The 23,947-nt window shown below is 60.2% G+C and carries 20 protein-coding genes and 4 tRNA genes; 16 read left to right on the top strand and 8 right to left on the bottom strand.

Annotation, left to right across the window (positions count from 1 at the left end):
• The first annotated feature begins 183 nt into the window (after nucleotides 1-183).
• The gene (locus JFU04_RS18480; protein WP_065901180.1) at nucleotides 184-594 is read left to right on the top strand and encodes a PA0061/PA0062 family lipoprotein; all 411 of its coding nucleotides are present in this window, start codon (nucleotides 184-186) and stop codon (nucleotides 592-594) included.
• Here JFU04_RS18480 and JFU04_RS18475 read toward each other — a convergent pair.
• The gene (locus JFU04_RS18475) at nucleotides 591-752 is read right to left on the bottom strand and encodes a hypothetical protein (protein ID WP_162946106.1); all 162 of its coding nucleotides are present in this window, start codon (nucleotides 750-752) and stop codon (nucleotides 591-593) included. The two genes, JFU04_RS18480 and JFU04_RS18475, sit on opposite strands and share 4 nt — an antisense overlap.
• A gap of 211 nt (nucleotides 753-963) precedes the next feature.
• Here JFU04_RS18475 and JFU04_RS18470 point away from each other — a divergent pair, with 211 nt between their 5' ends.
• Complete coding sequence (locus JFU04_RS18470; RefSeq protein WP_201145267.1) at nucleotides 964-1,626, top strand: C39 family peptidase; 663 nt, start codon at nucleotides 964-966, stop codon at nucleotides 1,624-1,626.
• A gap of 157 nt (nucleotides 1,627-1,783) precedes the next feature.
• Here the strand turns inward: JFU04_RS18470 and pbpG are convergent, their stop codons facing one another.
• Both pbpG and folD read right to left on the bottom strand, forming a co-directional pair.
• Nucleotides 1,784-2,707, bottom strand: coding sequence for a D-alanyl-D-alanine endopeptidase (gene pbpG, locus JFU04_RS18465; protein WP_065901174.1), 924 nt, complete (start codon nucleotides 2,705-2,707; stop codon nucleotides 1,784-1,786).
• A 209-nt stretch (nucleotides 2,708-2,916) separates the two neighbouring features.
• Nucleotides 2,917-3,771: a bifunctional methylenetetrahydrofolate dehydrogenase/methenyltetrahydrofolate cyclohydrolase FolD gene (gene folD, locus JFU04_RS18460; RefSeq protein ID WP_106803348.1), complete on the bottom strand. Its 855-nt coding sequence runs from the start codon at nucleotides 3,769-3,771 to the stop codon at nucleotides 2,917-2,919.
• Nucleotides 3,772-4,046: 275 nt separating this feature from the next.
• On the opposite strand from folD, the gene JFU04_RS18455 reads away from it, so the two are divergent.
• The 11 genes from JFU04_RS18455 to JFU04_RS18405 all read left to right on the top strand — a co-directional run bounded on the left by JFU04_RS18455 (nucleotide 4,047) and on the right by JFU04_RS18405 (nucleotide 14,067).
• Nucleotides 4,047-4,123: transfer RNA gene (locus JFU04_RS18455), tRNA-Arg, on the top strand.
• 32 nt (nucleotides 4,124-4,155) lie between these two features.
• Nucleotides 4,156-4,231 (top strand) — tRNA-His (locus JFU04_RS18450).
• A gap of 56 nt (nucleotides 4,232-4,287) precedes the next feature.
• Nucleotides 4,288-4,372, top strand: a tRNA-Leu gene (locus JFU04_RS18445).
• 76 nt (nucleotides 4,373-4,448) lie between these two features.
• Nucleotides 4,449-4,524: transfer RNA gene (locus JFU04_RS18440), tRNA-His, on the top strand.
• A 398-nt stretch (nucleotides 4,525-4,922) separates the two neighbouring features.
• Nucleotides 4,923-6,233, top strand: coding sequence for a trigger factor (gene tig / locus JFU04_RS18435; protein WP_065901169.1), 1,311 nt, complete (start codon nucleotides 4,923-4,925; stop codon nucleotides 6,231-6,233).
• Nucleotides 6,234-6,324: 91 nt separating this feature from the next.
• Nucleotides 6,325-6,960, top strand: coding sequence for an ATP-dependent Clp endopeptidase proteolytic subunit ClpP (gene clpP / locus JFU04_RS18430; RefSeq protein WP_065901167.1), 636 nt, complete (start codon nucleotides 6,325-6,327; stop codon nucleotides 6,958-6,960).
• A gap of 112 nt (nucleotides 6,961-7,072) precedes the next feature.
• Nucleotides 7,073-8,356, top strand: a complete 1,284-nt coding sequence (gene clpX / locus JFU04_RS18425) for an ATP-dependent Clp protease ATP-binding subunit ClpX (protein ID WP_010209414.1) — start codon at nucleotides 7,073-7,075, stop codon at nucleotides 8,354-8,356.
• Nucleotides 8,357-8,518: 162 nt separating this feature from the next.
• Nucleotides 8,519-10,915 carry an endopeptidase La gene (lon, locus tag JFU04_RS18420; protein ID WP_065901165.1) on the top strand — a complete coding sequence of 799 codons (2,397 nt, stop codon included), beginning with the start codon at nucleotides 8,519-8,521 and terminating at the stop codon, nucleotides 10,913-10,915.
• A 148-nt stretch (nucleotides 10,916-11,063) separates the two neighbouring features.
• A complete protein-coding gene (locus tag JFU04_RS18415; RefSeq protein ID WP_003174819.1) occupies nucleotides 11,064-11,336 on the top strand; it encodes an HU family DNA-binding protein in 273 nt (90 codons plus the stop codon).
• A gap of 231 nt (nucleotides 11,337-11,567) precedes the next feature.
• Nucleotides 11,568-13,442, top strand: a complete 1,875-nt coding sequence (locus JFU04_RS18410; protein ID WP_120449037.1) for a SurA N-terminal domain-containing protein — start codon at nucleotides 11,568-11,570, stop codon at nucleotides 13,440-13,442.
• Nucleotides 13,443-13,542: 100 nt separating this feature from the next.
• Entirely contained in the window at nucleotides 13,543-14,067 is a 525-nt protein-coding gene (locus tag JFU04_RS18405; protein WP_240435240.1) for a GNAT family N-acetyltransferase, read from the top strand.
• Here the strand turns inward: JFU04_RS18405 and JFU04_RS18400 are convergent.
• Nucleotides 14,014-15,219 carry an MFS transporter gene (locus JFU04_RS18400; RefSeq protein WP_120449036.1) on the bottom strand — a complete coding sequence of 402 codons (1,206 nt, stop codon included), beginning with the start codon at nucleotides 15,217-15,219 and terminating at the stop codon, nucleotides 14,014-14,016. The genes JFU04_RS18405 and JFU04_RS18400 overlap by 54 nt on opposite strands.
• A 119-nt stretch (nucleotides 15,220-15,338) precedes the next feature.
• Here JFU04_RS18400 and JFU04_RS18395 point away from each other — a divergent pair, with 119 nt between their 5' ends.
• Nucleotides 15,339-16,238: a LysR family transcriptional regulator gene (locus JFU04_RS18395; protein ID WP_120449035.1), complete on the top strand. Its 900-nt coding sequence runs from the start codon at nucleotides 15,339-15,341 to the stop codon at nucleotides 16,236-16,238.
• 89 nt (nucleotides 16,239-16,327) lie between these two features.
• A complete protein-coding gene (locus JFU04_RS18390) occupies nucleotides 16,328-17,110 on the top strand; it encodes a DUF2242 domain-containing protein (protein ID WP_120449034.1) in 783 nt (260 codons plus the stop codon).
• A gap of 1 nt (nucleotide 17,111) precedes the next feature.
• Here the strand turns inward: JFU04_RS18390 and aceE are convergent, their stop codons facing one another.
• Complete coding sequence (gene aceE, locus JFU04_RS18385) at nucleotides 17,112-19,772, bottom strand: pyruvate dehydrogenase (acetyl-transferring), homodimeric type (protein WP_120449033.1); 2,661 nt, start codon at nucleotides 19,770-19,772, stop codon at nucleotides 17,112-17,114.
• A 146-nt stretch (nucleotides 19,773-19,918) separates the two neighbouring features.
• Between aceE and JFU04_RS18380 the strand changes: the two genes are divergently transcribed.
• Nucleotides 19,919-20,389, top strand: coding sequence for a MarR family winged helix-turn-helix transcriptional regulator (locus JFU04_RS18380; RefSeq protein WP_120449032.1), 471 nt, complete (start codon nucleotides 19,919-19,921; stop codon nucleotides 20,387-20,389).
• Between the two features lie 37 nt (nucleotides 20,390-20,426).
• Here the strand turns inward: JFU04_RS18380 and JFU04_RS18375 are convergent, their stop codons facing one another.
• The 3 genes from JFU04_RS18375 to JFU04_RS18365 all read right to left on the bottom strand — a co-directional run bounded on the left by JFU04_RS18375 (nucleotide 20,427) and on the right by JFU04_RS18365 (nucleotide 23,925).
• Nucleotides 20,427-21,434 (bottom strand): transketolase-like TK C-terminal-containing protein, encoded by a 1,008-nt coding sequence (locus JFU04_RS18375; RefSeq protein ID WP_120449031.1) that lies wholly within the window; start codon nucleotides 21,432-21,434, stop codon nucleotides 20,427-20,429.
• Nucleotides 21,435-21,763: 329 nt separating this feature from the next.
• A complete protein-coding gene (locus tag JFU04_RS18370) occupies nucleotides 21,764-22,798 on the bottom strand; it encodes an AraC family transcriptional regulator (RefSeq protein ID WP_065901145.1) in 1,035 nt (344 codons plus the stop codon).
• Nucleotides 22,795-23,925, bottom strand: a complete 1,131-nt coding sequence (locus tag JFU04_RS18365; RefSeq protein ID WP_201145265.1) for a carbon-nitrogen hydrolase family protein — start codon at nucleotides 23,923-23,925, stop codon at nucleotides 22,795-22,797. Before JFU04_RS18365 ends, JFU04_RS18370 begins: the two co-directional genes overlap by 4 nt.
• Between the last annotated feature and the right edge of the window lie 22 nt (nucleotides 23,926-23,947).

The following is a 23,947-nucleotide window of genomic DNA, read 5'->3' as shown; positions in this document are numbered from 1 at the left end:
GCAGTCTTGCCCGACCCACCTAACACGCACCTTTCAGCCAGGTGAAGGAACATTTAGTTAAGGGCTGAAGATCGTTTCATATGTATTCATTTGTTCTACAAAGGATGGCTCCCCAAGCTTGTAGCCCATCGGAGGCGACACCTTTCGCCGCGTATTTTTACTGATGTCCTTTGGAGCCCTGCCATGTCACTTAAACCGCTGTTGTTGATTCCTGCCCTTGGTGCCGTACTGTTGTTGTCGGCGTGTGCCGGCCCGATCCCCAAGGCTGACCCGAGCGAAGCCTGGATTGGTTTGAAGGAGGAAGCGCCGAACGACCTGATGGCCGAGCGCGTGGACGGCAAGCGTGTGGATGACGGACGCTTCTTCGAGGTGACCCCGGGGGATCATCGGCTGGATGTGACGTTATTCGAGGAGGAGCCGGGCGACGACAATCAGCAGGATTGCCAGGGGCGTGTCGAATATAAAAACTTCAAGGCCGGTGAGCATTACACCCTGGTCGAATCGAGCCTGGGCACTACCGTGCGCGCCTCGCTCAAGGATGGTCACGGCAAGGAGGTTGCTGCCACTCAGGACTTCAATTGCATGCCTGGCTAGGCGTGGCGCACCGCGGCCTTGTGAGGCTTGGCGGGTGCCGCGGGTTTGACGTGGGGGTGATGGTGCCGACGGGTGATGCGCAACACCCCCCACAACATGGCGCCGGCTACCGCCAGCCAACCGCAGATCAACAGGAAAATCGTCGTTGCAAGGCTCATTCGGGCCTCCTTTCGCCCCTCAGGGGGCACACACAGTCTTCTCAATGGACAGTCTAGCTATCTGGCGGTTGCCTGCTATTGACCAATGGTCGTGTCCAACCAACTTCTTTGCTCTATCACTGACCCTTTACTGCGCCTGTGGGCTATACCCGTGTGGCAGAGCGTCCTATGATCAGGGCCTTCAACGGCCATTGATCAAGAGAGTAAAAAATTGCGGTTACGCTCGAACGTTAAAACCTCTTTGTTGCTGGCTGTTGCCATAGGGCTTGCGGCCTGTTCCAGCCACCCCTCGAAATTGCCGGGCCTGCCCGAGCGGGTCGAGCTCAATGGCGTGCCGACATTTCGCAGCGAGGCTTATCAGAGCGGTCCTACGGCTTTAGCCAGCATGCTGTCGCAACAAGGCATTGTCATGACACCGGGCTTGCTGGATAAGCCGCTGCACTTGCCGGGCGGTGAAGCCGACCTTGAACGCAACATGCAGGTACTGGCGCGTGAGTACGGCCTGATGGTGTACCCGTTGGATGCCAAGCTGACGGCGGTGCTGGCGCAAGTGGCGGCGGGTTACCCGGTGATGGCGCGCATTGGCGGCGGGCTGTGGTCTGACGCGCACTACGTGGTCGTGGTCGGGTTCAACCAGCAGAAGAGCACGATACTGCTGCGCTCAGGCATGGACCGGCGGCTGTTGATGAGCTTCAGTGATTTTGAATCGAAGTGGAGCAGCGCCGGGCATTGGGCAATCCTCATCCAGCGCCCAAGCCAGTTACCGGCGAATGTCGACGCTCAGCGCTGGCGAGATGCTGCCAACGCCACGGCCCAGGCCGGGCAGGAGCAGGCCGCGGCGCAGGCGCTCAAGGTGCTGGCGGAAAAAAACTAACCGCAAGCATTCAGTGAGAACCGGCTTGCGTGGGAGTCGGGCGTGCCCGCGATGCGGGCACTGAGGGGGAGCAGTGATACTGCGGTGATGCTATCGCAGGCAAGCCAGCTCCCACACGAGCCAGCCCCCACAAGACAGCGCTCACATCAAGGTGCGGTCAACGACTGGCTTCTGCCGCGTTCGGACGGTTCTTGAGGTTTTTGTCGGCCTTGTAGCGCAGTGCCACGTCCGGCACCGAGCCGCTCTTGCCGGTCTCGACCCAATTGCGGATACGGCTGGCATCGGCGAAGTGGGTGAATTTGCCGAAGGCATCCAGGATCACCAGCGATACCGGGCGGTTACCCATGCTGGTCACCAGCACCAGGCAGTGGCCGGCCTGGTTGGTGAAGCCGGTCTTGGTCAGCTTGATGTCCCAGTTGGCGCGGTTGATCAAGTGGTCGGTGTTGGAGAAACCGAGGGTGTAGTTGGGCTTGCGGAACGCTACGGTCTTTTCCTTGGTGGTGCTCAGCTGGCTGAGCATCGGGAATTTGCGCGCATACGCCAACAGCTTGCTGAGGTCGCGGGCGGTCGACACGTTATGAATCGACAGGCCCGTCGGCTCGACGTAGTGGGTGCTGGTCATGCCCAGGGCCTTGGCCTTGGCGTTCATGGCGGCAATAAAGGCCGCGTAACCGCCCGGATAGTGATGCGCCAGGCTCGCGGCCGCGCGGTTTTCCGAGGACATCAGGGCAATCAGCAGCATTTCCTTGCGCGGCATCTGGCTGCCGATCTTCACGCGCGAAAAAACACCTTTCATCTCCGGGGTGTCGGTGATGTTGATGTCGATGTATTCATCCATGTTCTGCTTGGCTTCAAGCACGATCAGGCCGGTCATCAGCTTGCTCACCGAGGCGATGGGCACCACCACGTCGGGGTTGCTGGAATAGATGACCTTGTTGGTCTGCAGATCCACCAGCATGGCGCTGCCGGAAGCAATTTGCAGTTTGGACGTATCACGCGGGGCCTGGGTGGTTTCGGCGGCGTGCGCGAAGGTGCCTGTGAACGCAAACAATAGGCTGACAATAGAAAGACGAATTTTCACGCGGATGAACTCGCTAAAAAAGTAAGGAAATACCGTTGTGAAACGGGTTATATGACAAATGCCGTTACATTTTAGGAGTATGGACGAGAGACTGTCGAATGTTCTTCTAAAACCAGACGAAAGTACTTAAAAACAAAGAAAAAACAGGTTTTATTGCGGGCAATAAAAAGCCCTGCGATAAGGCAGGGCTTTTTCAGCACGGCTGGTTATTAGTCGTGCAGCGACTCTGCCGCGTACAGGGTGTTTTCCAGCAGGCAGGCACGGGTCATCGGGCCAACGCCGCCGGGTACCGGCGTAATCCAGCCGGCGCGGGGCAGGGCAGTCTCGTAGACTACGTCGCCGACCAGCTTGCCGTCTTCCTGGCGGTTGATGCCGACGTCGATGACGATCGCGCCTTCCTTGATCCACTCGCCCTTGACCAGCCCCGGCTTGCCGGCAGCGACCACGACCAGGTCCGCGCGGCCGACGTGGCCGGCAAGGTCCTTGGTGAAGCGGTGGGTGACGGTGACGGTGCAGCCGGCCAGCAGCAGCTCCATCGCCATTGGGCGGCCAACGATGTTGGAGGCGCCGACGATGACGGCGTCCAAACCATAGAGGTCGACACCGGTGCTTTCCAGCAGGGTCATGATGCCTTTGGGGGTGCACGGGCGCAGCAACGGGATGCGCTGGGCCAGGCGGCCGACGTTATACGGGTGGAAACCGTCGACGTCCTTGTCCGGGCGAATGCGCTCGAGCAGCTTGGAGGCGTCCAGGTGCTCAGGCAGCGGCAGTTGCAGCAAGATGCCGTCGATGCTCGGGTCATCGTTGAGACCGTCGATCAGGTCGGTGAGCGCCTGCTGGGTGGTGTCGGCAGGCAGGTCGTAGGCCTTGGAGATAAAGCCGACCTCTTCACAGTCTTTACGCTTGTGCGAGACATAAACCTGAGAGGCAGGATCGCTGCCGACCAGGATCACCGCGAGGCCAGGCGTGCGCAGGCCTTGCTGGCTACGCTCGGTGACTCGTTTGGCGATCTGCTGGCGCAGGCTGGCGGCGATTGATTTGCCGTCGATAAGTTGTGCAGTCATTACGCGTGATTAACCATCGAGAGGGGGAAGAAAAGTGCGCGCATTCTCGCATGCCAAGCCGTGAGGGCAAAGGCGCTTGGTCTGCAAATTGGCCTAACCCCTTAAATAAAATGAATTTTTTTCAAAAAAGATTTGACGGGTTTCAGGACCCTCTATACTATTCGTCGCACTTGTCGGGCACAGCCTAGCACTGGTTAAGAAGGTCGAGCAGGATTGTTGTTCTGCAAGGCTGGAAGCACTTAGTTTGTAGTCCTTATAGAGTACAGATTAATCAGGCGCCCGTAGCTCAGCTGGATAGAGCATCCGCCTTCTAAGCGGATGGTCGCAGGTTCGAGTCCTGCCGGGTGCGCCATTAGGCAGCTTTGGCACAAGTAGCGCTATATGGTGGGCGTAGCTCAGTTGGTAGAGCACGGGATTGTGACTCCCGTTGTCGAGGGTTCGATCCCCTTCGTCCACCCCATATTTTGAAAGGCGCCAGATTAATCATCTGGCGCCTTTGCTTTAAGAGCTTCAAGCGCGGATGTGGTGGAATTGGTAGACACACTGGATTTAGGTTCCAGCGCCGCGAGGCGTAAGAGTTCGAGTCTCTTCATCCGCACCAATAAAAGCTTTGTCCCTCCGTCAGGTGGGTAAGGCTCGACAAAGAAGTGGTTTGGTTTCTTTGTTAACGCAATATGGTGGGCGTAGCTCAGTTGGTAGAGCACGGGATTGTGACTCCCGTTGTCGAGGGTTCGATCCCCTTCGTCCACCCCATATTCGAAAGGCGCCAGATTTAACAGTCTGGCGCCTTTTTTGGTTTTAGCGGTTCGAATATTCGGCGGCTGCAGGTAGTGGGTCGCAAGGGCAGGCGTTTCGTCGTATTTATGTGTCTCGATGATGCCGCGCTGCCTGCTGGCCCTGTTTGAGGGTTGGCCGTCAGGGAGATGGATGACGACTTCTTCTATATATAGAAGGGGCGGCGCAGAGCCCTGGCGTGATGGGCTGTATTTGTCACCGGGGCGAGGTACATCAGTGCCTTCGTACCGATAAATTGCCGGCTGTTTTCGGGCGTATTCTCAGTAGGGTGACTTCTTGAGTTTGACCCACTAGAATGCATGCCCTTGATTGGGGTCGGAAATGGCCGGCTAACGTCTGTGCAACGAGGAATATCCATGCAAGTTTCTGTTGAAAATACTACTGCTCTCGAGCGCCGCCTGAGCATCACCGTGCCGGCAGAGCGTATCGAGACTGCGGTCAACAAGCGTCTGCAGCAGACTGCCCAAAAGGCCAAGATCGCTGGTTTCCGTCCAGGCAAAGTGCCAATGAGCGAAATCAAGCGCCGTTTTGGTGCTGATGCGCGTCAGGAAGCGGTAGGCGACGTGATCCAGGCTTCCTTCTATGAAGCAGTTGTCGAGCAAAAGCTGAACCCGGCTGGCTCGCCTTCGATCGAGCCGAAGTCCCTGGAAGCGGGCAAGGACCTGGAATACGTTGCCGTATTCGAAGTGTTCCCAGAGTTTGAAGTGGCAGGTTTCGAAGGTATCGCTATCGAGCGCCTGAGCGCTGAAGTAGCTGATTCCGACCTGGACAACATGCTGGAAATCCTGCGCAAGCAGAACACCCGTTTCGAAGTGGTCGACCGTGCTGCCCAGAACGAAGACCAGCTGAACATCGATTTCGTTGGCAAGGTTGACGGCGAAGTGTTCGCTGGCGGCTCCGCCAAGGGTACTCAGCTGGTGCTGGGTTCCAACCGCATGATCCCTGGCTTCGAAGACGGCCTTGTTGGCGCGAAGGCGGGCGAAGAGCGCGTTCTGAACCTGACTTTCCCGGCTGACTACCAGAACCTGGACCTGGCTGGCAAAGCCGCCGAGTTCACCGTGACCGTCAACAGCGTTTCCGAGCCTAAGCTGCCAGAACTGAACGAAGAATTCTTCGCTCAATTCGGTATCAAGGAAACCGGCATCGAAGGCTTCCGCACCGAAGTTCGCAAGAACATGGAGCGCGAACTGCGCCAGGCCATCAAGTCCAAGGTCAAGAACCAGGTCATGGACGGTCTGCTGGCCGCCAACCCGATCGAGGTGCCTAAGGCCCTGCTGTCCAACGAAGTGGACCGCCTGCGCGTGCAAGCTGTGCAGCAGTTCGGTGGCAACATCAAGCCTGACCAACTGCCGGCCGAGCTGTTCGAAGAACAAGCCAAGCGCCGCGTCGTGCTGGGGCTGATCGTGGCTGAAGTGGTCAAGCAGTTCGACCTCAAGCCTGACGAAGATCGCGTTCGTGAAATGATCCAGGAAATGGCTTCGGCCTACCAGGAGCCTGAGCAGGTCGTGGCTTGGTACTACAAGAACGACCAGCAGCTGAACGAAGTACGTTCGGTTGTGCTGGAAGAACAAGTTGTGGATACTGTTCTGCAGAAGGCTAAGGTGACCGACAAAGCGGTCTCTTACGAAGAAGCAGTCAAACCGGCGGAAGCAGCACAAGCCGACTGATTGTCCAACTCGTTGGAAATTCAACCATAAGCCAGCCTCGCGCTGGCTTATGCGTTTTCAAGACATGACTATTTGGGAGTAACTGCAGAGCATGTTCCGTAATTCCTATATTCAGCAGAACTCTGATATCCAGGCCGCAGGCGGCCTGGTCCCGATGGTTGTCGAGCAGTCCGCTCGTGGCGAACGCGCCTACGACATCTACTCGCGCCTGCTCAAGGAGCGAGTGATCTTTCTGGTGGGCCCGGTAGAGGACTACATGGCCAACCTGATCTGTGCGCAACTGCTGTTCCTTGAAGCGGAAAACCCGGACAAGGACATCCATCTCTACATCAACTCACCTGGCGGTTCGGTGACGGCGGGCATGTCGATCTACGACACCATGCAGTTCATCAAGCCGAATGTATCGACCACTTGCATCGGCCAGGCCTGCAGCATGGGCGCGTTCCTGCTCACCGCAGGGGCCCACGGCAAGCGTTTCTGCCTGCCGAACTCGCGCGTGATGATTCACCAGCCACTGGGCGGTTTCCAGGGCCAGGCGTCGGACATCGAAATCCACGCCAAGGAAATCCTCTTCATCCGCGAGCGTCTCAACACGCTGATGGCCAAGCACAGCGGGCGCACCCTGGAAGAAATCGAGCGCGACACCAACCGCGACAACTTCATGAGCGCCGAAGTCGCGCGTGATTACGGGTTGATCGACGCAGTGATCGAAAAGCGCCCCGCTTAATATAAGCCGCTCAAAATAGGGCTGGTCGGCATGTCCGATCATCGGCGGGCTTGAAAAAGCCCGCATAAGCCTTCATCTTGTGTTGCAAGCCTATCGGATTTGGATCGAACGAATGACTGACACCCGCAACGGCGAGGACAACGGCAAGCTGCTCTATTGCTCCTTCTGTGGCAAAAGCCAGCATGAAGTACGCAAATTGATTGCCGGCCCCTCGGTCTTTATCTGCGACGAGTGCGTCGACCTGTGCAATGACATCATCCGTGAGGAGGTGCAGGAAGCACAGGCCGAAAGCAGCGCGCATAAATTGCCTTCGCCTAAAGAAATCAGCGGCATCCTTGACCAGTATGTCATCGGTCAAGAGCGTGCAAAGAAGGTTCTGGCCGTAGCGGTGTACAACCACTACAAGCGCTTGAACCAGCGTGACAAGAAAGGCGACGAAGTCGAACTCGGCAAAAGCAACATCTTGCTGATCGGTCCTACAGGCTCGGGTAAGACCCTGCTTGCAGAAACCCTCGCTCGCCTGCTGAACGTTCCGTTCACCATCGCCGACGCAACCACCCTCACCGAGGCTGGCTACGTGGGTGAGGACGTCGAGAACATCATTCAGAAACTGCTGCAGAAATGTGACTACGACGTAGAGAAAGCCCAGATGGGTATTGTCTACATCGACGAAATCGACAAGATCTCGCGCAAGTCCGACAACCCGTCGATCACCCGGGATGTTTCCGGTGAAGGCGTGCAGCAGGCCCTGTTGAAACTGATTGAAGGCACGGTCGCTTCCGTACCGCCACAAGGCGGCCGCAAGCATCCGCAGCAGGAATTCCTTCAGGTTGATACGCGCAACATCCTGTTCATCTGTGGCGGTGCGTTCTCGGGTCTGGAGAAGGTTATCCAGCAGCGTTCCACCCGTGGCGGTATCGGTTTCAGTGCAGAAGTGCGCAGCAAGGAAGAAGGCAAGAAAGTGGGCGAGTCCCTGCGTGAAGTCGAGCCTGACGATCTGGTCAAGTTCGGTCTGATCCCGGAATTCGTCGGCCGTCTGCCGGTCCTGGCCACGTTGGACGAGCTGGATGAGGCTGCTCTGATTCAGATCCTCACCGAGCCGAAGAACGCCCTGACCAAGCAATACGCGAAGCTGTTCGAAATGGAAGGTGTAGACCTCGAGTTCCGTACCGACGCGCTCAAATCGGTGGCCAAGCGGGCACTGGAGCGCAAGACCGGTGCACGTGGCCTGCGCTCGATTCTCGAAGGCGTGTTGCTCGACACCATGTACGAAATCCCCTCGCAGTCCGAGGTGAGTAAAGTGGTGATCGATGAAAGCGTTATAGAAGGCAAGTCCAAGCCACTGTATATCTACGAAAACAGTGAGCCGGCTGCCAAGGCTGCGCCAGACGCGTAAGCGTTTCGCAGTTTCGGTACAAACAAGGGGCCTTTAGGGGCCCCTTTGTTTTTCATGAAGATTTTTTACTGCGTGTAACTGCCAGCATTGAGCTTGTTTTTTTTACACGCAGCCCCCATCTTGGTTTCAAGCGTACTTTTCAACTGTCATAGAGGCGAAATCATGAAGACAACCATCGAATTGCCTCTCCTGCCGTTGCGTGATGTCGTCGTCTATCCGCACATGGTTATCCCGCTGTTCGTGGGGCGCGAGAAGTCTATCGAAGCCCTCGAGGCCGCGATGACGGGCGACAAGCAGATCCTGCTGTTGGCCCAGAGAAATCCTGCCGATGATGATCCTGGCGAAGATGCCCTGTATCGCGTCGGTACCATTGCCACCGTACTGCAACTGCTCAAACTGCCTGATGGCACCGTCAAGGTGCTGGTTGAAGGCGAGCAACGCGGTGCGGTCGAGCGCTTCATGGAGGTGGACGGCCACCTGCGCGCCGAAGTGGCGCTGATCGACGAAGTCGAAGCCCCTGAGCGCGAATCCGAAGTCTTTGTCCGCAGCCTGCTCTCGCAGTTCGAGCAGTATGTGCAGCTGGGCAAGAAAGTCCCGGCTGAAGTGCTGTCTTCGCTTAACAGCATCGATGAGCCAAGCCGCCTGGTCGACACCATGGCTGCGCACATGGCGCTGAAGATCGAGCAGAAGCAGGACATCCTCGAAATCATCGACCTGCCGGCCCGTGTCGAACACGTGCTGGCGCTGCTGGATGCCGAAATCGACCTGCTGCAGGTTGAGAAGCGCATCCGTGGTCGTGTGAAGAAACAAATGGAGCGCAGCCAGCGCGAGTACTACCTGAATGAGCAGATGAAGGCCATTCAGAAGGAGCTCGGCGACAGCGAGGAAGGCCACAACGAAATCGAAGAGCTGAAAAAGCGCATCGATGCCGCCGGCCTGCCGAAAGACGCGCTGACCAAGGCCAATGCCGAGCTGAACAAGCTCAAGCAAATGTCGCCGATGTCCGCTGAAGCCACTGTGGTTCGCTCCTACATCGACTGGCTGGTGCAAGTGCCGTGGAAGGCCCAGACCAAGGTACGCCTGGACCTGGCGCGCGCCGAGGACATCCTGGATGCCGACCACTACGGCCTCGAAGAAGTCAAAGAGCGCATCCTCGAATACCTCGCCGTGCAAAAGCGCGTGAAGAAGATTCGTGGCCCGGTGCTGTGCCTGGTAGGGCCGCCTGGTGTGGGTAAAACCTCCCTGGCCGAGTCCATTGCCAATGCCACCAACCGGAAATTCGTGCGCATGGCCCTCGGTGGCGTGCGTGACGAAGCGGAAATCCGTGGTCATCGCCGTACCTACATCGGTTCGATGCCAGGAAGATTGATTCAAAAGATGACGAAAGTGGGCGTGCGCAACCCGCTGTTCCTGCTCGATGAAATCGACAAGATGGGCAGCGACATGCGCGGCGATCCGGCCTCGGCATTGCTCGAGGTGCTCGACCCCGAGCAGAACCACAATTTCAACGACCATTACCTGGAAGTCGACTACGACCTCTCCGACGTGATGTTCCTGTGCACCTCCAACTCGATGAATATCCCGCCAGCGCTGCTGGACCGGATGGAGGTGATTCGTCTGCCGGGTTACACCGAAGACGAGAAGATCAACATCGCCGTCAAATACCTCGCGCCCAAGCAGATTTCGGCCAACGGCCTGAAGAAGGGCGAGATCGAATTCGAGGTCGAGACGATCCGCGACATCGTTCGTTACTACACCCGCGAGGCCGGTGTGCGCGGCCTTGAGCGCCAGATCGCGAAGATCTGCCGCAAGGCAGTCAAGGAACATGCGCTGGAAAAACGCTTCTCGGTGAAGGTCACGGCCGACTCCCTGGAGCACTTCCTGGGTGTGCGTAAATTCCGCTACGGCCTGGCCGAGCAGCAGGACCAGGTAGGGCAGGTGACTGGCCTGGCGTGGACCCAGGTGGGCGGCGAATTGCTGACCATTGAAGCAGCAGTGATCCCGGGCAAGGGCCAGTTGATCAAGACCGGTTCGCTGGGCGATGTGATGGTCGAATCGATTACCGCCGCGCAGACCGTGGTGCGCAGCCGCGCAAGGAGCCTGGGGATCCCCCTGGACTTCCACGAGAAGCACGACACCCACATCCACATGCCGGAAGGGGCTACGCCCAAAGACGGCCCTAGCGCAGGCGTAGGCATGTGCACGGCCCTGGTGTCGGCATTGACCGGTATTCCGGTGCGCGCCGATGTCGCCATGACCGGGGAAATTACCCTGCGTGGCCAGGTATTGGCTATCGGTGGTTTGAAAGAGAAATTACTCGCTGCACACCGGGGTGGAATCAAGACCGTGATCATTCCTGAAGAGAATGTTCGCGATCTGAAGGAAATTCCTGACAACATCAAGCAGGATCTTCAGATTAAACCGGTTAAATGGATTGACGAGGTCCTGCAAATTGCGCTGCAATACGCGCCGGAGCCCTTGCCGGATGTGGCTCCGGAGATAGTCGCTAAGGACGAAAAGCGCGAGTCTGATTCCAAGGAAAGAATTAGCACGCATTAATGTGTTGAAGCCTGGGGGCTTCCTTGACAGCTTTTTAGAGCCCTTGTTATAAAGCGGCTCTTAAGTGTCTGTAGGCCATTCAGCACTGGTTTTTGCTTTCACCAAAAAACTTAGAATCATACTCAATAGATATATAAGGGGACTTAGAGTGAACAAGTCGGAACTGATTGATGCTATCGCTGCATCCGCTGATATCCCGAAAGCTGCTGCTGGCCGTGCGCTGGATGCAGTAATCGAATCCGTCACTGGCGCTCTGAAGGCCGGCGACTCCGTAGTACTGGTAGGCTTCGGTACTTTCTCTGTGACTGACCGCCCAGCTCGCACTGGCCGTAACCCACAGACTGGCAAAGCACTGCAAATCGCTGCTGCCAAGAAACCAGGTTTCAAAGCCGGTAAAGCCCTGAAAGAAGCCGTTAACTAAGCTTCGATCAAGCCTTTGCCTACCCGGGTCGGACGCAGGTCTGGCCTGGCAGCGGAGCGGCAGCTGACCCACGTATCCATCGGGTCGCCACGCCGGGGGTGTGGGTTCAAACCCCCGTCCGCTCCGCCAGTTACGAGAAGGCGCATCCTCGGATGCGCCTTTCTTCTATCCGGACTCTACCCACGCTCCACGGTTGCCAATTTTTGAAGTTCAACCGTTTCTGGGGGACGCATGCTGCAAAATATCAGGGACAATTCACAAGGCTGGATTGCCAAGACCATTATCGGGATCATCGTCGCTTTGATGGCGTTCACCGGTATCGAGGCTATTTTTCAGGCTTCGACCAACACCAAGCAGGACGTGGCCAAGGTCAACGGTGAAGAAATCACCCAGACCGAACTGAGCCAGGCTGTCGACATGCAACGTCGCCAACTGATGCAACAGCTGGGCAAGGATTTCGATGCTTCGCTGCTCGACGAAAAACTGCTGCGCGACGCCGCCCTCAAGGGCCTGATCGATCGCAAGTTGCTGCTGCAAGGCGCGGCTGATTCCAAGTTCGGCTTCTCTGAAGCAGCACTGGACCAGGTCATCCTGCAGACGCCGGAATTCCAGGTGGACGGCAAGTTCAGTGCCGAACGCTTTGACCAGGTGATCCGTCAACTGGGCTACAGCCGACTGCAGTTCCGTCAGATGCTGACCCAGGAAATGCTCATCGGCCAGGTTCGCGCAGGCATCGCCGGCAGCGGTTTCGTGACCGACGCCGAGGTGAACGCTTTTGCCCGTCTGGAGAAGCAGACCCGCGATTTCGCCACCGTCAACATCAAGGCCAACCCTGGCGCGGTGAAACTCACCGACGACGAGGTCAAGGCTTACTACGACCAGCACGCCAAGGAGTTCATGACCCCGGACCAGGTGGTCATCGACTATCTGGAGTTGAAGAAGTCGTCCTTCTTCGACCAGGTTGCGGTCAAGGACGAGGAGTTGCAGGCGGCCTATCAGAAAGAAACCGCCAACCTCGCTGAACAGCGTCGTGCGGCGCACATCCTGATTGAAGTCAACGACAAGGTCACCGACGCGCAAGCCAAGGCCAAGATCGAGGAAATCCAGGCGCGTCTGGCCAAGGGCGAGTCGTTCGAAGCCCTGGCCAAGGAGTTCTCCCAGGATCCAGGTTCGGCCAACAATGGCGGCGACCTCGGCTTTGCCGGCCCTGGCGTCTACGACCCGGATTTTGAAACCGCCTTGTACGCGTTGAACAAGGACCAGGTTTCGGCGCCGGTGCGCAGCACCTTCGGTTGGCACTTGATCAAGTTGTTGGGCGTTGAGGCACCGCAAGTGCCGACGTTCGCCAGCCTGAAGGACAAGCTGACCCGCGAGCTCAAGACCCAGCAGGTCGAGCAGCGTTTTGTCGAAGCGACCAAGCAATTGGAAGATGCGGCATTCGAAGCCTCTGACCTGGCCCAGCCAGCGTCCGACCTGAAGCTGACCGTGCACACCTCCGCGCCGTTTGGCCGTGAAGGTGGCGAAGGCGTTGCGGCCAACCGTGCCGTGGTCACCGCTGCGTTCAGCCCGGAAGTCCTGGATGAAGGTGCCAACAGCAGCGCCATCGAACTCGACCCGGAAACCATCATCGTGCTGCGTGCCAAAGAGCACCGCAAACCTGCGCAACTGCCGCTGGAAAGCGTTGCTGCGCCGATCCGTGCACAGATGATCAAGGAGCGCGCCAGCGCCGCTGCCAAGACGCATGCCGACGAGTTGATCGCCAGCCTGCGTGATGGCAAGACCCCGCTGAACCAACCGATCGATGGTCAGGCCTGGAAAGTCACTGAAGCGGCTACCCGTAGCCAGGAAGCGATTGACCCGGCCGTGCTGCAAGCCCTGTTCCGCATGCCCAAGCCTGCGGCCAAGGACAAGCCGACCTTTACCACCGTGACCCTGGCTGACGGTAGCCTGGTGATCGTGCGCTTGAACGGCGTCAATGAAGCCGCAGCCCCATCGGAAGAAGAAAAAGCGCAATACCGCCGCTTCCTCGCTTCCCGTGTCGGCCAGCAGGACTTCGCGGCGTACCGCAAGCAGTTGGAAACCAAGGCCGACATCAAGAAGTACTGATGGCGGTTTGAATAAGAAAGCCCCCGGCCAGCGATGACCGGGGGCTTTTTTTTGTGCGCTAGACTGGGGGTTCGCAATCGTCGAGCAAGGAGGTTCACGCGTGTTGATTCAGGAACAGGAAGGCTGGGTGATCCGTCGCGCCACTGAGGCGGATGTTCCTGCGGTGCTGCAGGTGTTTGACGAGGTGATTGAGTGGTTCGCACGCCTGGGCAATAACCATCAATGGGGCACTGAGCCCTGGTCGGCCTCGCCCCGTCGAGTCGCGCAAGTGTCGCAAGCCTGCGCACTGCCGGGTGCCTGGGTGGTAGAGGCCCCCACGGGGCAGATCCTGGCTGCACTGGTGCTGGGCGAGCCGATGCCTTATGTGCCAGCGGCGGCCGAGCCGGAGGTGTATGTGCGATTGTTGATCGCCGCGCGCGACCCCCGTGTACGCGGCCTGGGGCGGCGCCTGTTGGCATTCGCCGATGACCAGGCGCGCGCAGCCGGTGTCACGCGCCTGCGGGTGGACTGCTACGCCGGCGGCACAGGTGACCTGGTGGGTTTTTATGAGTCGTGCGGCTATACGCGAATCTCAACCTTCAACCTGGAGGGTTGGCCGGGCCAGTTGCTGGGGCGCAGCCTGTAAGGCGCCGGCCAGGGCCAGCAGCATCAGCAGTACCACCGCCCAGGCAAAGGCCGAGACGCCCCAGCCCTGCAGCAATACGCCGCCGGCCAGGCCGCCGCCGGCTATGCCGAGGTTCCACACGGTCACCAGCATCGATTGCGCAGCGTCCGCCGACGCTCCCGCTGACTTCGCGAGTGCGGTCTGCAGCAAGGCCGGCAGTCCGCCGAACGCCAGGCCCCATAAGGCCACTGCGACATAGATGACGGCGGGGACGTTGATCCAGAACGCCAGGGCCACGGCAATCAGGCCAAACAGCGCACAACTGATCAGCAGCAGTGTGCGCAACCACTGGTCAATCAGCACCCCAGCCAGCCAGATGCTCAGCAATGCGGCCAAGCCAAACACCAGCAGCACGCGGTCGACGTCGGCGGTAATCCCGGCCGGCACCAACAGCGGGGCGATGTAGGTGTAGAGAATGTTGTGGGCCAGTACGTAGGTAAAGGTCACCCACAGCACCGGACGAATGCCGGGTAACCTGAGTACCTGGCGCAGGCCCAGGCGCTGCTGTGCGGGTTGGCCGGCAAAGTCCGGAAGCTGCCAGCGCGCCCACACCAGCAACACCAGCGTCAGCCCGGTCATGATCGCAAAACTCAGGCGCCAGCCGACTAGCGTGCCGAGCAGGGTACCGGCCGGTACGCCCAGGGACAGGGCCAATGGTGCGCCCAGCATCGCGATCGCGATCGCCCGGCCTTGCAGGTGCGGGGCAACCATCCGGCTGGCATAACCGGCCAGCAGTGCCCAGAGCAGCCCGGCGAAGACCCCGGCAAAAAAACGCGCTACCAGCGTCAGTCCGTAATGGCTGGACAGCGCGGTCACGCTGTTGACCAGGGCAAAGCCACCGATGGCAATCAGCAGCAATGGCCGTCGTCGCCAGCCGCGGGTCAGCAGCGTGAGCGGGATGGCCGCCAGCAACGAGCCCAAGGCGTAGAGCGTGACCAATTGGCCGACCAGCGCGGGCGACACGCCGAGGCCTTCGCCCATCTGCGGCAGGAGCCCGGCGGGCATGGCCTCGGTGAGGATGGTGATAAAGCCTGCCGATGCCAATGCGAGCAAACCGCCGAGCGGCAGTGCGTCACGCTGGGTAACGGGTGGGGAATCGGTGAGTGCGGTCATCAAACTCTATCCATGCAAAAGGGCAAGGCGCCAGAGTAGGGGGCTGTGCACGTCGGAAAAACAGGCTAAGGTTCCGAACTTATCGGACTCAGGCGTCCGCAATCAAAAAGGGCGTGATCATGGACAGCTTGGGCAGCCTCTCGGTTTTCGTGCAGGTGGCGGAAACGCGCAGTTTCACCGCCGCCGGTCGCGTGCTGGGGGTGTCCTCTTCAGCAGTGGGCAAAAGCATTGCACGCATGGAGGAACGCCTCGGCGTGCGGCTGTTTCATCGCAGCACCCGCAGTATCACCTTGACCAGCGAAGGCTCGCTGTTTCTGGAGCGATCACGGCGCATTCTTGCCGAGGTGGAGGCCGCCGAGCGCGAGCTGACCGAGGCCAGCGCAACGCCCCGCGGCAAACTGCGCATCAGCGTGCCGCAAGTGCGGGGCCTGCTGATGCCCGTGCTCAGCGACTTCATGCGCGCTTATCCGGACATCGAGCTGGATGTGGATTTTTCCGACCGCATGGTGGACGTGATTGAGGAAGGGTTCGATGCGGTGATTCGCACCGGCAAGCCGGAAGATTCGCGCTTGATGGCGCGCCACCTGGGGCATTACCAATTGGTGCTGGTGGGCACCCCGGCTTACTTCCAGCTGCATGGTACGCCGTTGCAACCCCACCACCTGAGCGAACATGCCTGCCTGCGCCACAAGTTCTGCGCCACCGGTAAACTCGAGCACTGGCCGCTGCGCCTTGCGCCGGGCACTGCGGAGCCGACCTTGCGTACACCGTTGGTCAGCACCACCATCGAGTCGCTCAACCATGTGGTGCACGAGGGCCTGGGCATAGCCTGCCTGCCGGACTACATGGTCAACCAGGCCGTGGCGCAGGGACGTTTGCAACGGGTGCTGGATGACTACCTCGAACACCGGGGCAGTTTCTGGATGCTATGGCCATCAAGTCGCCATGCCTCGGCGAAATTACGCGTGTTTATTGATCATATGTGTGCCGGGCTTTTTCCCACGGCAGCTGTCGTGTAGGCCTGTGACGTTTTACCGACAGGAATGCGCGCGCCAAGCACGCGTTCTGTTGCACAATACCGCCCGGACTGTTTTCCTCAGGATTTTCAATGTCGACATCATTTCACTTGCGTAGCCTCGGGTTGGCGCTGGTGTTGGCGGGCGCCGCGGGCTGCTCGTCACCCAAGACCGCTATTTATGAACATGAGAATTTCGACGACTCCGGTACGTTTTCCCGGGATTATCCGGTCACCGATGTCGCGGCTTGCGAAGCCGCACGCCGGGCCTTGCTGAGCCAGGGCTACATCATCACCAGCAACGATCCGAAACTGGTGGTCGGTAACAAGAGCTTCCAGCAGACCGGCGAGACCCATCTGCAGATCAGCTTCAACGTGGTGTGCGCCGATGATGGCAAAGGCAACAACCACTCGACGATGTTCGCCAATGCCTTGCAGGATCGCTATGCGCTGAAGAAGGTCAACAACTCCGCGAGCCTGGGTGTGGGAGTGTTGGGGTCGGTCTCGATGCCAATCGGCTCCACCGATGACTCGATGGTCAAGGTCGCGAGCGAGACAGTCTCTGCGCCGAAGTTCTACGACCGTTACTTTGCGCTGGTGGACGTGTTCCTGCCGCAGGAAGTGAAAAAGGCCGAGCATATTCCCGAGAAGCCCAAGGCTGACCTCGGAGTGCCGGAGCCCAAGACACCGCCACCCGCCGAAAAGGTCGAGGCGCCGAAGGAAGAACCGGCTGCGCCAGCGGCCTCTGAGCCGGTGGTGCCGGCTCCCGAGGCTGCACCGATTGCGCCGCAGGCCGAACCTGCACCCGCAGCGACTACCCCCGACCTGCCGCCGCCGACAGAGGCGATTCCTCCTCTGCCGACGCCCGCGCAGTAACTCAGACGGCTACGGGATCGACCTTGTCGACGTTGATCCCGTAGCGTTTGATCGCTTCACTGACCTTGTCCCGACCGATCACGCCGTCATCCGCCAGCGCCTTGAGGGCCGCCAGCGCGATGAAGTGCCGGTCCACCTCGAAGAATGCGCGCAACGTTTCCCGGGTGTCCGACTGTCCGAAGCCATCGGTGCCCAGCGCGACAAAGCGTCGAGCGGGAACGAACGGGCGGATCTGATCGGCGAACAGCTTCATGTAGTCCGTTGCGACCACCACGGGCCCCGTGTGCGCTTGCAGGCATTGCTCGACGTAACTCACACGCGGCTCACTGTCCGGATGCAGCAGGTTCCAGCGTTCAACCGCGTGCCCGTCACGGCGCAATTCGGTGAGGCTGGTCACGCTCCACACCGCGCTCTGGACGTCGAAATCCTCGGCGAGCAGGGCGGCGGCGGCGATGACCTCGCGCAGGATCGAACCACTGCCCATCAGTTGCACCTGGGCTTTGGGGCCACCGCTGAGGCGGTACATGCCTTTTAGAATGCCGTCTTCCACTCCGTCCGGCATCGCCGGGTGCGGGTAGTTTTCGTTGAGCAGGGTGATGTAGTAGTAAATGTCCTCCTGTTCGACGTACATGCGCCGCATGCCTTCGCGAATAATCACCGCCAGCTCGTAGGCAAAGGTCGGGTCGTAAGACACGCAGCACGGAATCACCGAGGACAGGATGTGGCTGTGGCCATCGTCATGCTGCAAGCCTTCGCCCATCAGCGTGGTGCGCCCGGCCGTGGCGCCGAGCAGGAAGCCGCGTGCCCGTGCATCGCCAGCAGCCCACGCCAGGTCACCGACGCGCTGGAAGCCGAACATCGAATAGAAAATATAGAACGGCACGGTCATCAGGCCGTGGTTGCTGTAGGACGTACTCGCCGCGATCCATGAGGAAATGGCGCCGGATTCATTCAGGCCTTCCTGCATGATCTGTCCGTCCTTGCTCTCCTTGTAGTAGCTCAGTTGCCCGGCGTCCTGTGGGGTGTAGAGCTGGCCGACGGCCGAGTGGATGCCGATCTGGCGGAACAGGCTTTCCATGCCAAAGGTGCGTGACTCGTCCGGCACGATAGGCACGATCAGCTTGCCCAGGTGCGGATCCTTGAGCAGGGTGCCGAGGATGCGCACGAAAGCCATGGTGGTCGAGATCGCGCGGTCACCGGTGTCCTTGAGCTGGGTGGCGAAGGCGCTCAGTTCGGGGATCTGCAACGCTTGGACCGCCGCGTGCCGCGCTGGCACATAGCCGCCCAACGCCTGGCGCCGTGCCGCGAAGTAGCGTGCTTCCTCGCTGTCGGCGGCCGGCTTGAGGTAGGGGATTGCGTCGAGTTGATCGTCAGCCACTTCCAGGTCGAAACGGTCGCGGAAGGCCTTGACGGCGTCGGCGCCCATTTTTTTCAGCTGGTGGTTGATGTTCTGGCCTTCGCCGGCTTCGCCCATGCCGAAGCCCTTGACGGTTTTCGCCAGGATCACCGTCGGGCGTCCCGTGTGGCGAACGGCTGCCGCATAAGCGTTGTAGACCTTGTCCGGGTCATGGCCGCCGCGTGAGAGTTTCCAGATTTCGTCGTCGGACATATCCGCAACCAGTGCGAGCAACTCCGGGTATTTGCCGAAGAAGTGTTCGCGCACGTAGGCACCGTTCTGCGACTTGTAGTTCTGATAGTCGCCGTCCACGCATTCCATCATGCGTTGGCGCAGCAGGCCGCTCTGGTCTTTTTCCAGCAGCGCGTCCCAGCCGCCGCCCCAGATCACCTTGATCACGTTCCAGCCGGCGGCGCGGTACAGGCTTTCGAACTCCTGGATCACCTTGGCATTGCCACGCACGGGGCCGTCGAGGCGCTGCAGGTTGCAGTTGACCACGAAGATCAGGTTGTCGAGTTTCTCGCGACCGGCCAGTGAGATAGCGGCCAGGGATTCCGGCTGGTCCATTTCGCCATCACCGAGGAACGCCCACACCTTGCGGCCCTGATGCTGCTTGAGGCCACGCAGTTCCAGGTAGCGCATGAAGCGCGCCTGGTAGGCCGAAGTGATCGGCCCAAGGCCCATGGACACGGTGGGGAATTGCCAGAAGTCCGGCATCAGCCGCGGGTGAGGATAGGACGAAATACCGTCGCCACCCGCCTCGCGGCGGAAATTGTCCAGCTGGGCTTCGCTGATACGGCCTTCGAGGTAAGCGCGCCCGTAGATGCCCGGTGAGGAATGGCCCTGGATATACACGAGGTCGCCGTCGAAGGTGTCGGTACGGCCACGGAAGAAGTGGTCAAAGCCTACGTCGTACAGCACGGCGGCTGACGCATAAGTCGCGATATGCCCACCCACACCTGAGTGTTTGCCTGCACGCAACACCATGGCCATGGCGTTCCAGCGGATAAACGCGTTGGTGCGTCGCTCAATGGCGAGGTTGCCGGGGTAGGGCAACTGGCGGTCCACCGGGATGGTGTTGACGTAGGGCGTGGTGACGCGCCCGTAGAAGTCGCCATGCCGCGCCACGTCGAAATCCAGCAATTGATCGATCAGGTAGTGGGCGCGCGGGCGGCCTTCGGTGGACAGCACCGATTCGATGGACTCCAGCCACTCGCGGGTTTCCTGTGGATCGTCATCGCGGCGGACTGCGTTGTTCGGGGTCATGGGAGGCTCCAGGGTAGGCGGATTTCAAGTGTCGGTCTCCTTGTGGGAGTGCCGTCAAAAGTAATTGCAATTGCAACTACATGACCGAATCTAGCGCGGGATGAGCTACTATTGCAACCTTCTTGAAATTCCCCGGATGGTGTTGCATGTCGTCGAAAGAGCCTGATGTCTGGTTCCGCTTTGTCAGGGCCCACAGGACGGTCATCCGTGAAATCGAGCGCCGCCTGGCCGCGGCCGACCTGCCGCCCTATGCCTGGTACGACGCGCTGTGGGGCCTGGAAAGCGGCCCCGACGGTACCCGCCGCATGCACGAATTGGCCGACGTGCTGGCCATCGAGCGCTACAACCTCACTCGCCTGGTGGACCGCCTGGAAAAGGACGGCCTGGTGCTGCGTTCGCGCTCCGACGGTGATGGCCGCGCGGCGTTTGCCTCGATCACCGACGCCGGCCGGGTCTTGCGCAAAAAAATGTGGGCGATCTACGAAAGCACGGTGGACGAGTTATTCCTGTCGCAAATCGAGCCGGAGCAGCGCCAGGCCTTCGCCGACGCACTGGAACGCACTGCCGGGCTGGCGATGGACGCGGGCGTCCAGACCCGCAGTCGCCGCAAAACCTGAAGCCCCACGAAGAAACCGTGTAGGTGCCGGTCTGCCGTCAAGCGCATTTCAATGCATAGCGATTCATCGCGGCCTGTACGTGCAGCGCGTCGATCCGCCCTTCATCCGCCAACGCCCTGAGCGCCGATACCACTATCCAATCCCGACTCGGCGCCGCCGCCTGCACCGACCCCGCGCCCAACGCGACGAAGCGTGCATCCACGTGCGCCCTTAACTGATCGACAATCGCTTGCGGATAGCCGGTGACGGCAACCACCGGCGCGCGACTTCCCGCCAGGCACTCACGCAAGTGACAGCTGCGTTTGGGCGCGCCCGGATGCAGACGATTCCAGCGTTCGGCGGCCGCTGCCTCGCGGGCCAGCCGTGTGTAGCTGGGGCAACTCCAGAGCTGTGCGCTGATGTTCCAGTCCTGCTCCAGCAGGCGCGCGGCCTGCACCACCGCTTCCAATGCATGGCCCGCACCGAGCAGGCGCACATCCGCGCCTTCACGCCGGATCGGGTACATGCCCTTGAGCGCATCCTCACGCGCCTGCTCCGCCATCGGCACCGCGCTTTCATGGTCGTGCAGGGCCAGGTAATAGAACCCCGGCTGGCCGTCGACGTACAACGCGCGCAACCCCGCTAGCACAATCGCCCGCGCTTCGTCGCCCGAGGCCGGGTCATACGGGGTGCAGCGCGGGTTGGTGGCCAGCCACAACGGCAGCGAAGGTTGCGCGCCCCGGGGCCAGGGCGAGGGCTGGTTCTCGATGTCGTTGCATAAGATGCCGCGCTGCGCGGTCTCGTCCGACAGCGCACTCAGCTGCGCCGATGAGATGGCGCTGTGCAGGTACAACAGCGGCTTTTCCCCGGTGTTGCGCGCGAACCAACTCGGCCAATTACTGACGCGCCGGGAGCGCGACTGGCCACGGATCACCCAGGCCTGGCGACTCAATTCCAGGGTATTGGCCATGGTCATCACGGCATACAGCGGTGAGCTGCGCGCATGTTCGGTCGTGGTCAGCGCATTGATGCACAGCTGCGCGGCGTTTGCGGTAGAGGCGGGCATGGGGGCAAGGCTCCTGGCAACAGAGGCTCGTACCCTACTGGAAATATGATTGCATTTGCAATGATTGCAATCGCACCTCAACGGCGAAGTGCTAAATCAGCCGGACGCTGCTACGTTTAATCTGCACGTGCAGGAACGTCATCGCATCGACTTTTTTTCGTCATCACGGCACTTTAGGCTGGCAGTGCAGGTCATTTATCTGCAGCCGCTTTTCAATCAAACAAGGAGTCCACGATGGACGATTACCAGGAAGAACTGCTCGAGTACCACGCGATTGAGTTGGACCCGCTGGAACCCGCAGACGATGCAACAGAGCTGTAAGACCGACTTCAGGCGGAATGCCGTTGACTGCGGCGAAATTCCCCTGGGGTCTGGTTGTTCCACCGCCTGAAGGCGCGTTGAAACGCCTGGGCCGAGGCAAAACCGAGCAAGTAGGCGATTTCGCCGAACGCCAGTTCCGTATCGCGAATGTAGGTCATGGCCAAATCGCGACGGGTATCGTTGAGAATCGCGCGAAACTGAGTGCCTTCTTCGGCCAGTTTGCGGCGCAGCGTCCAGGTTGGCAGCTTCAAGCGTGCCGCCACTTCTTCCAGGTCGGGTTCCCGGCCGCCATTGAGCATCGGCCCGAGCAAACGGGTAATGCGCTCGCGCAGGCTGCGGGTGCGGGTCAACTGCTCCAGTTCGCGTTCACACAATTGCAGCAACAGTTGCCAGGTACTCGGGCAGTGCTGTGGATTGCGCAGCGCCAGGGTCGGTTGGCTCAAGCGCAGTTGATTGACCTCGGCCCCAAATTGGATCGGACTGTCGCCCAGCATGCTGTATTGCTCGCTGTAGTCGGGCGCTTCGAATTCGATCTCGACCTTTTGCGCCTGCACCGGTTGCTGGGCCAGGCCCGACAATTGGTGCAGCCAGCCGGCGATGATCGAGTCCACCACAAAGCGGTTATAGGCGTTGTACGGGCTGATGGAATAGAAGCGCAGCCAGGCGCCTTCGGCGTCTTCGTGAAAGCTCGATTGCCCGCGATAGTTGGAGCCGTACAACGCCTCGAAGCGTGTCAGCGTGCGGGCGGCCTCGCGCACGTTGGGCGCCTGGGCGGCGGTGACCCCGGCCAGCCCGGCCTGGCTCAGGCGGCTGAGCTGGCCCATGCGCAGGCCCAGGGCGGGGTCGCCGGTGAGCTGGATGGCCGCGTGGCCCAGGCGCATATAGCGTGGGATCGACAAGCGTGCGCCAGCCTCGGCGAGACGCGCCGGGTCCAGGCCGTATTGCAGCAGCAGCGGCTGGGGGTCGAGGCCGTGACTGTGGATGGCGTCTGCCAGGGTGTGCACGAAGCCCACCGACAGATCCCCCAGCCGGACCGGTTTCACAGCCAGATATTCAACAGGCGTGCGCCACGGGCCTCGCCGTCGGCGTTGATCTGCCCGTTGTTGCTGAGAAAGCTGTGGCCGGCGGTGCCCAGGTCCCAGAACTGCCCGCGCAGGAATACGCTCATGCCGGCCGTGGCGTGGCTGACGGGCGACTGGCTGATCAGCGTGAGGCGACGCCACGCCTCACCTTCGCTGAGCTCTTCGGGCTTGAGGCTGATTTCAGTCGGCGTCGACACGCTTTTGAAGCCGCGCCATGGGCGATCCCAGGTATCGCGGCCGAGCACAAAGGCGGGCACCGCGATCAGTTGCGCGCCTTGCTCGTTGAGCTTGCGGTAGTTGTCCGGGTACCAGCTGTCACTGCCGACCAGCACACCGAGGCGGCCGGCCGGGGTGTCGACCACGCTGACGACGTTTTCGTCACCCGGTTGGATAAAACCGCGTTCATCGTAGATCGGGTAGAGCTGGCGCTGCGGATCGCCAAGCGGCAAGCCGTCAGCATTGAAGACCACACTGGCGTTATAGAGCGCGCCCGAGCCGATCTGCAGTTGTCCCTGGCTGACACTGGGGTTGGGCAGGGTGATGGAGCCGGCCACCAGGGTCACGCCAAATTCCTTGGCCAGGCCGCCGAACAGCAACTGATAGTCGCGGGCCATGCCCTTGGCCTTCATGCGCAGGTAGGCGTCGTCGGTGCGGCTGTCGCCGGTGGCGCTGATCCAGGCGCGCAGGAACAGCACGGGGTTGCTGACGGACAGCCAGTTCATCGCGTCCTTCACGTGCAGGGCCTGGTACACCTCGTTCTTTTCGCCGGTGAGCATCAGCCACGTGCCGATGTGTTCCGGCAGCACCACGATGGTCTTGTCGTTGATCAGCCCCTGGTCACGGGCTTTTTGCAGGTAGGCCGCGAGCTTCAGGTGCAGGCGTTCCAGGCTCTGGTAGTCGGCGGGAAACAGCTCAGGCTGGATGCCCAGCAAGTTGCCGCGGTCGGCAGGCAGGCCTTCGTTGACGGCGAGGGTGATGCGCAGGTCCGACAGGTAATGCGCCACGGGGCGCTTCTGGGTCCAGACCAGATACGCGGCGATGGCGGCAACCAGGGCCATGGTGACGGTAAAAGCTAGAAGTTTACGCATGGGGCAACAGACAACAGACCGA

The organism is Pseudomonas sp. TH21 (assembly GCF_016651025.1).
Lineage (GTDB): Bacteria > Pseudomonadota > Gammaproteobacteria > Pseudomonadales > Pseudomonadaceae > Aquipseudomonas > Aquipseudomonas aylmerensis.
This window is presented reverse-complemented; position numbering and strand designations above follow the sequence as displayed.

Bases quoted from the DNA above. Each gene is read 5' to 3' on its own strand.
- JFU04_RS18400 (WP_120449036.1), bottom strand. From the start codon at position 15,219: ATGACCGCACTCACCGATTCCCCACCCGTTACCCAGCGTGACGCACTG.
- JFU04_RS18395 (WP_120449035.1), top strand. From the start codon at position 15,339: ATGGACAGCTTGGGCAGCCTCTCGGTTTTCGTGCAGGTGGCGGAAACG.
- folD (WP_106803348.1), bottom strand. From the start codon at position 3,771: ATGACTGCACAACTTATCGACGGCAAATCAATCGCCGCCAGCCTGCGC.
- JFU04_RS18380 (WP_120449032.1), top strand. From the start codon at position 19,919: ATGTCGTCGAAAGAGCCTGATGTCTGGTTCCGCTTTGTCAGGGCCCAC.
- JFU04_RS18390 (WP_120449034.1), top strand. From the start codon at position 16,328: ATGTCGACATCATTTCACTTGCGTAGCCTCGGGTTGGCGCTGGTGTTG.
- JFU04_RS18410 (WP_120449037.1), top strand. From the start codon at position 11,568: ATGCTGCAAAATATCAGGGACAATTCACAAGGCTGGATTGCCAAGACC.
- aceE (WP_120449033.1), bottom strand. From the start codon at position 19,772: ATGACCCCGAACAACGCAGTCCGCCGCGATGACGATCCACAGGAAACC.
- JFU04_RS18480 (WP_065901180.1), top strand. From the start codon at position 184: ATGTCACTTAAACCGCTGTTGTTGATTCCTGCCCTTGGTGCCGTACTG.
- clpX (WP_010209414.1), top strand. From the start codon at position 7,073: ATGACTGACACCCGCAACGGCGAGGACAACGGCAAGCTGCTCTATTGC.
- clpP (WP_065901167.1), top strand. From the start codon at position 6,325: ATGTTCCGTAATTCCTATATTCAGCAGAACTCTGATATCCAGGCCGCA.
- JFU04_RS18475 (WP_162946106.1), bottom strand. From the start codon at position 752: ATGAGCCTTGCAACGACGATTTTCCTGTTGATCTGCGGTTGGCTGGCG.
- JFU04_RS18365 (WP_201145265.1), bottom strand. From the start codon at position 23,925: ATGCGTAAACTTCTAGCTTTTACCGTCACCATGGCCCTGGTTGCCGCC.
- lon (WP_065901165.1), top strand. From the start codon at position 8,519: ATGAAGACAACCATCGAATTGCCTCTCCTGCCGTTGCGTGATGTCGTC.
- tig (WP_065901169.1), top strand. From the start codon at position 4,923: ATGCAAGTTTCTGTTGAAAATACTACTGCTCTCGAGCGCCGCCTGAGC.
- JFU04_RS18375 (WP_120449031.1), bottom strand. From the start codon at position 21,434: ATGCCCGCCTCTACCGCAAACGCCGCGCAGCTGTGCATCAATGCGCTG.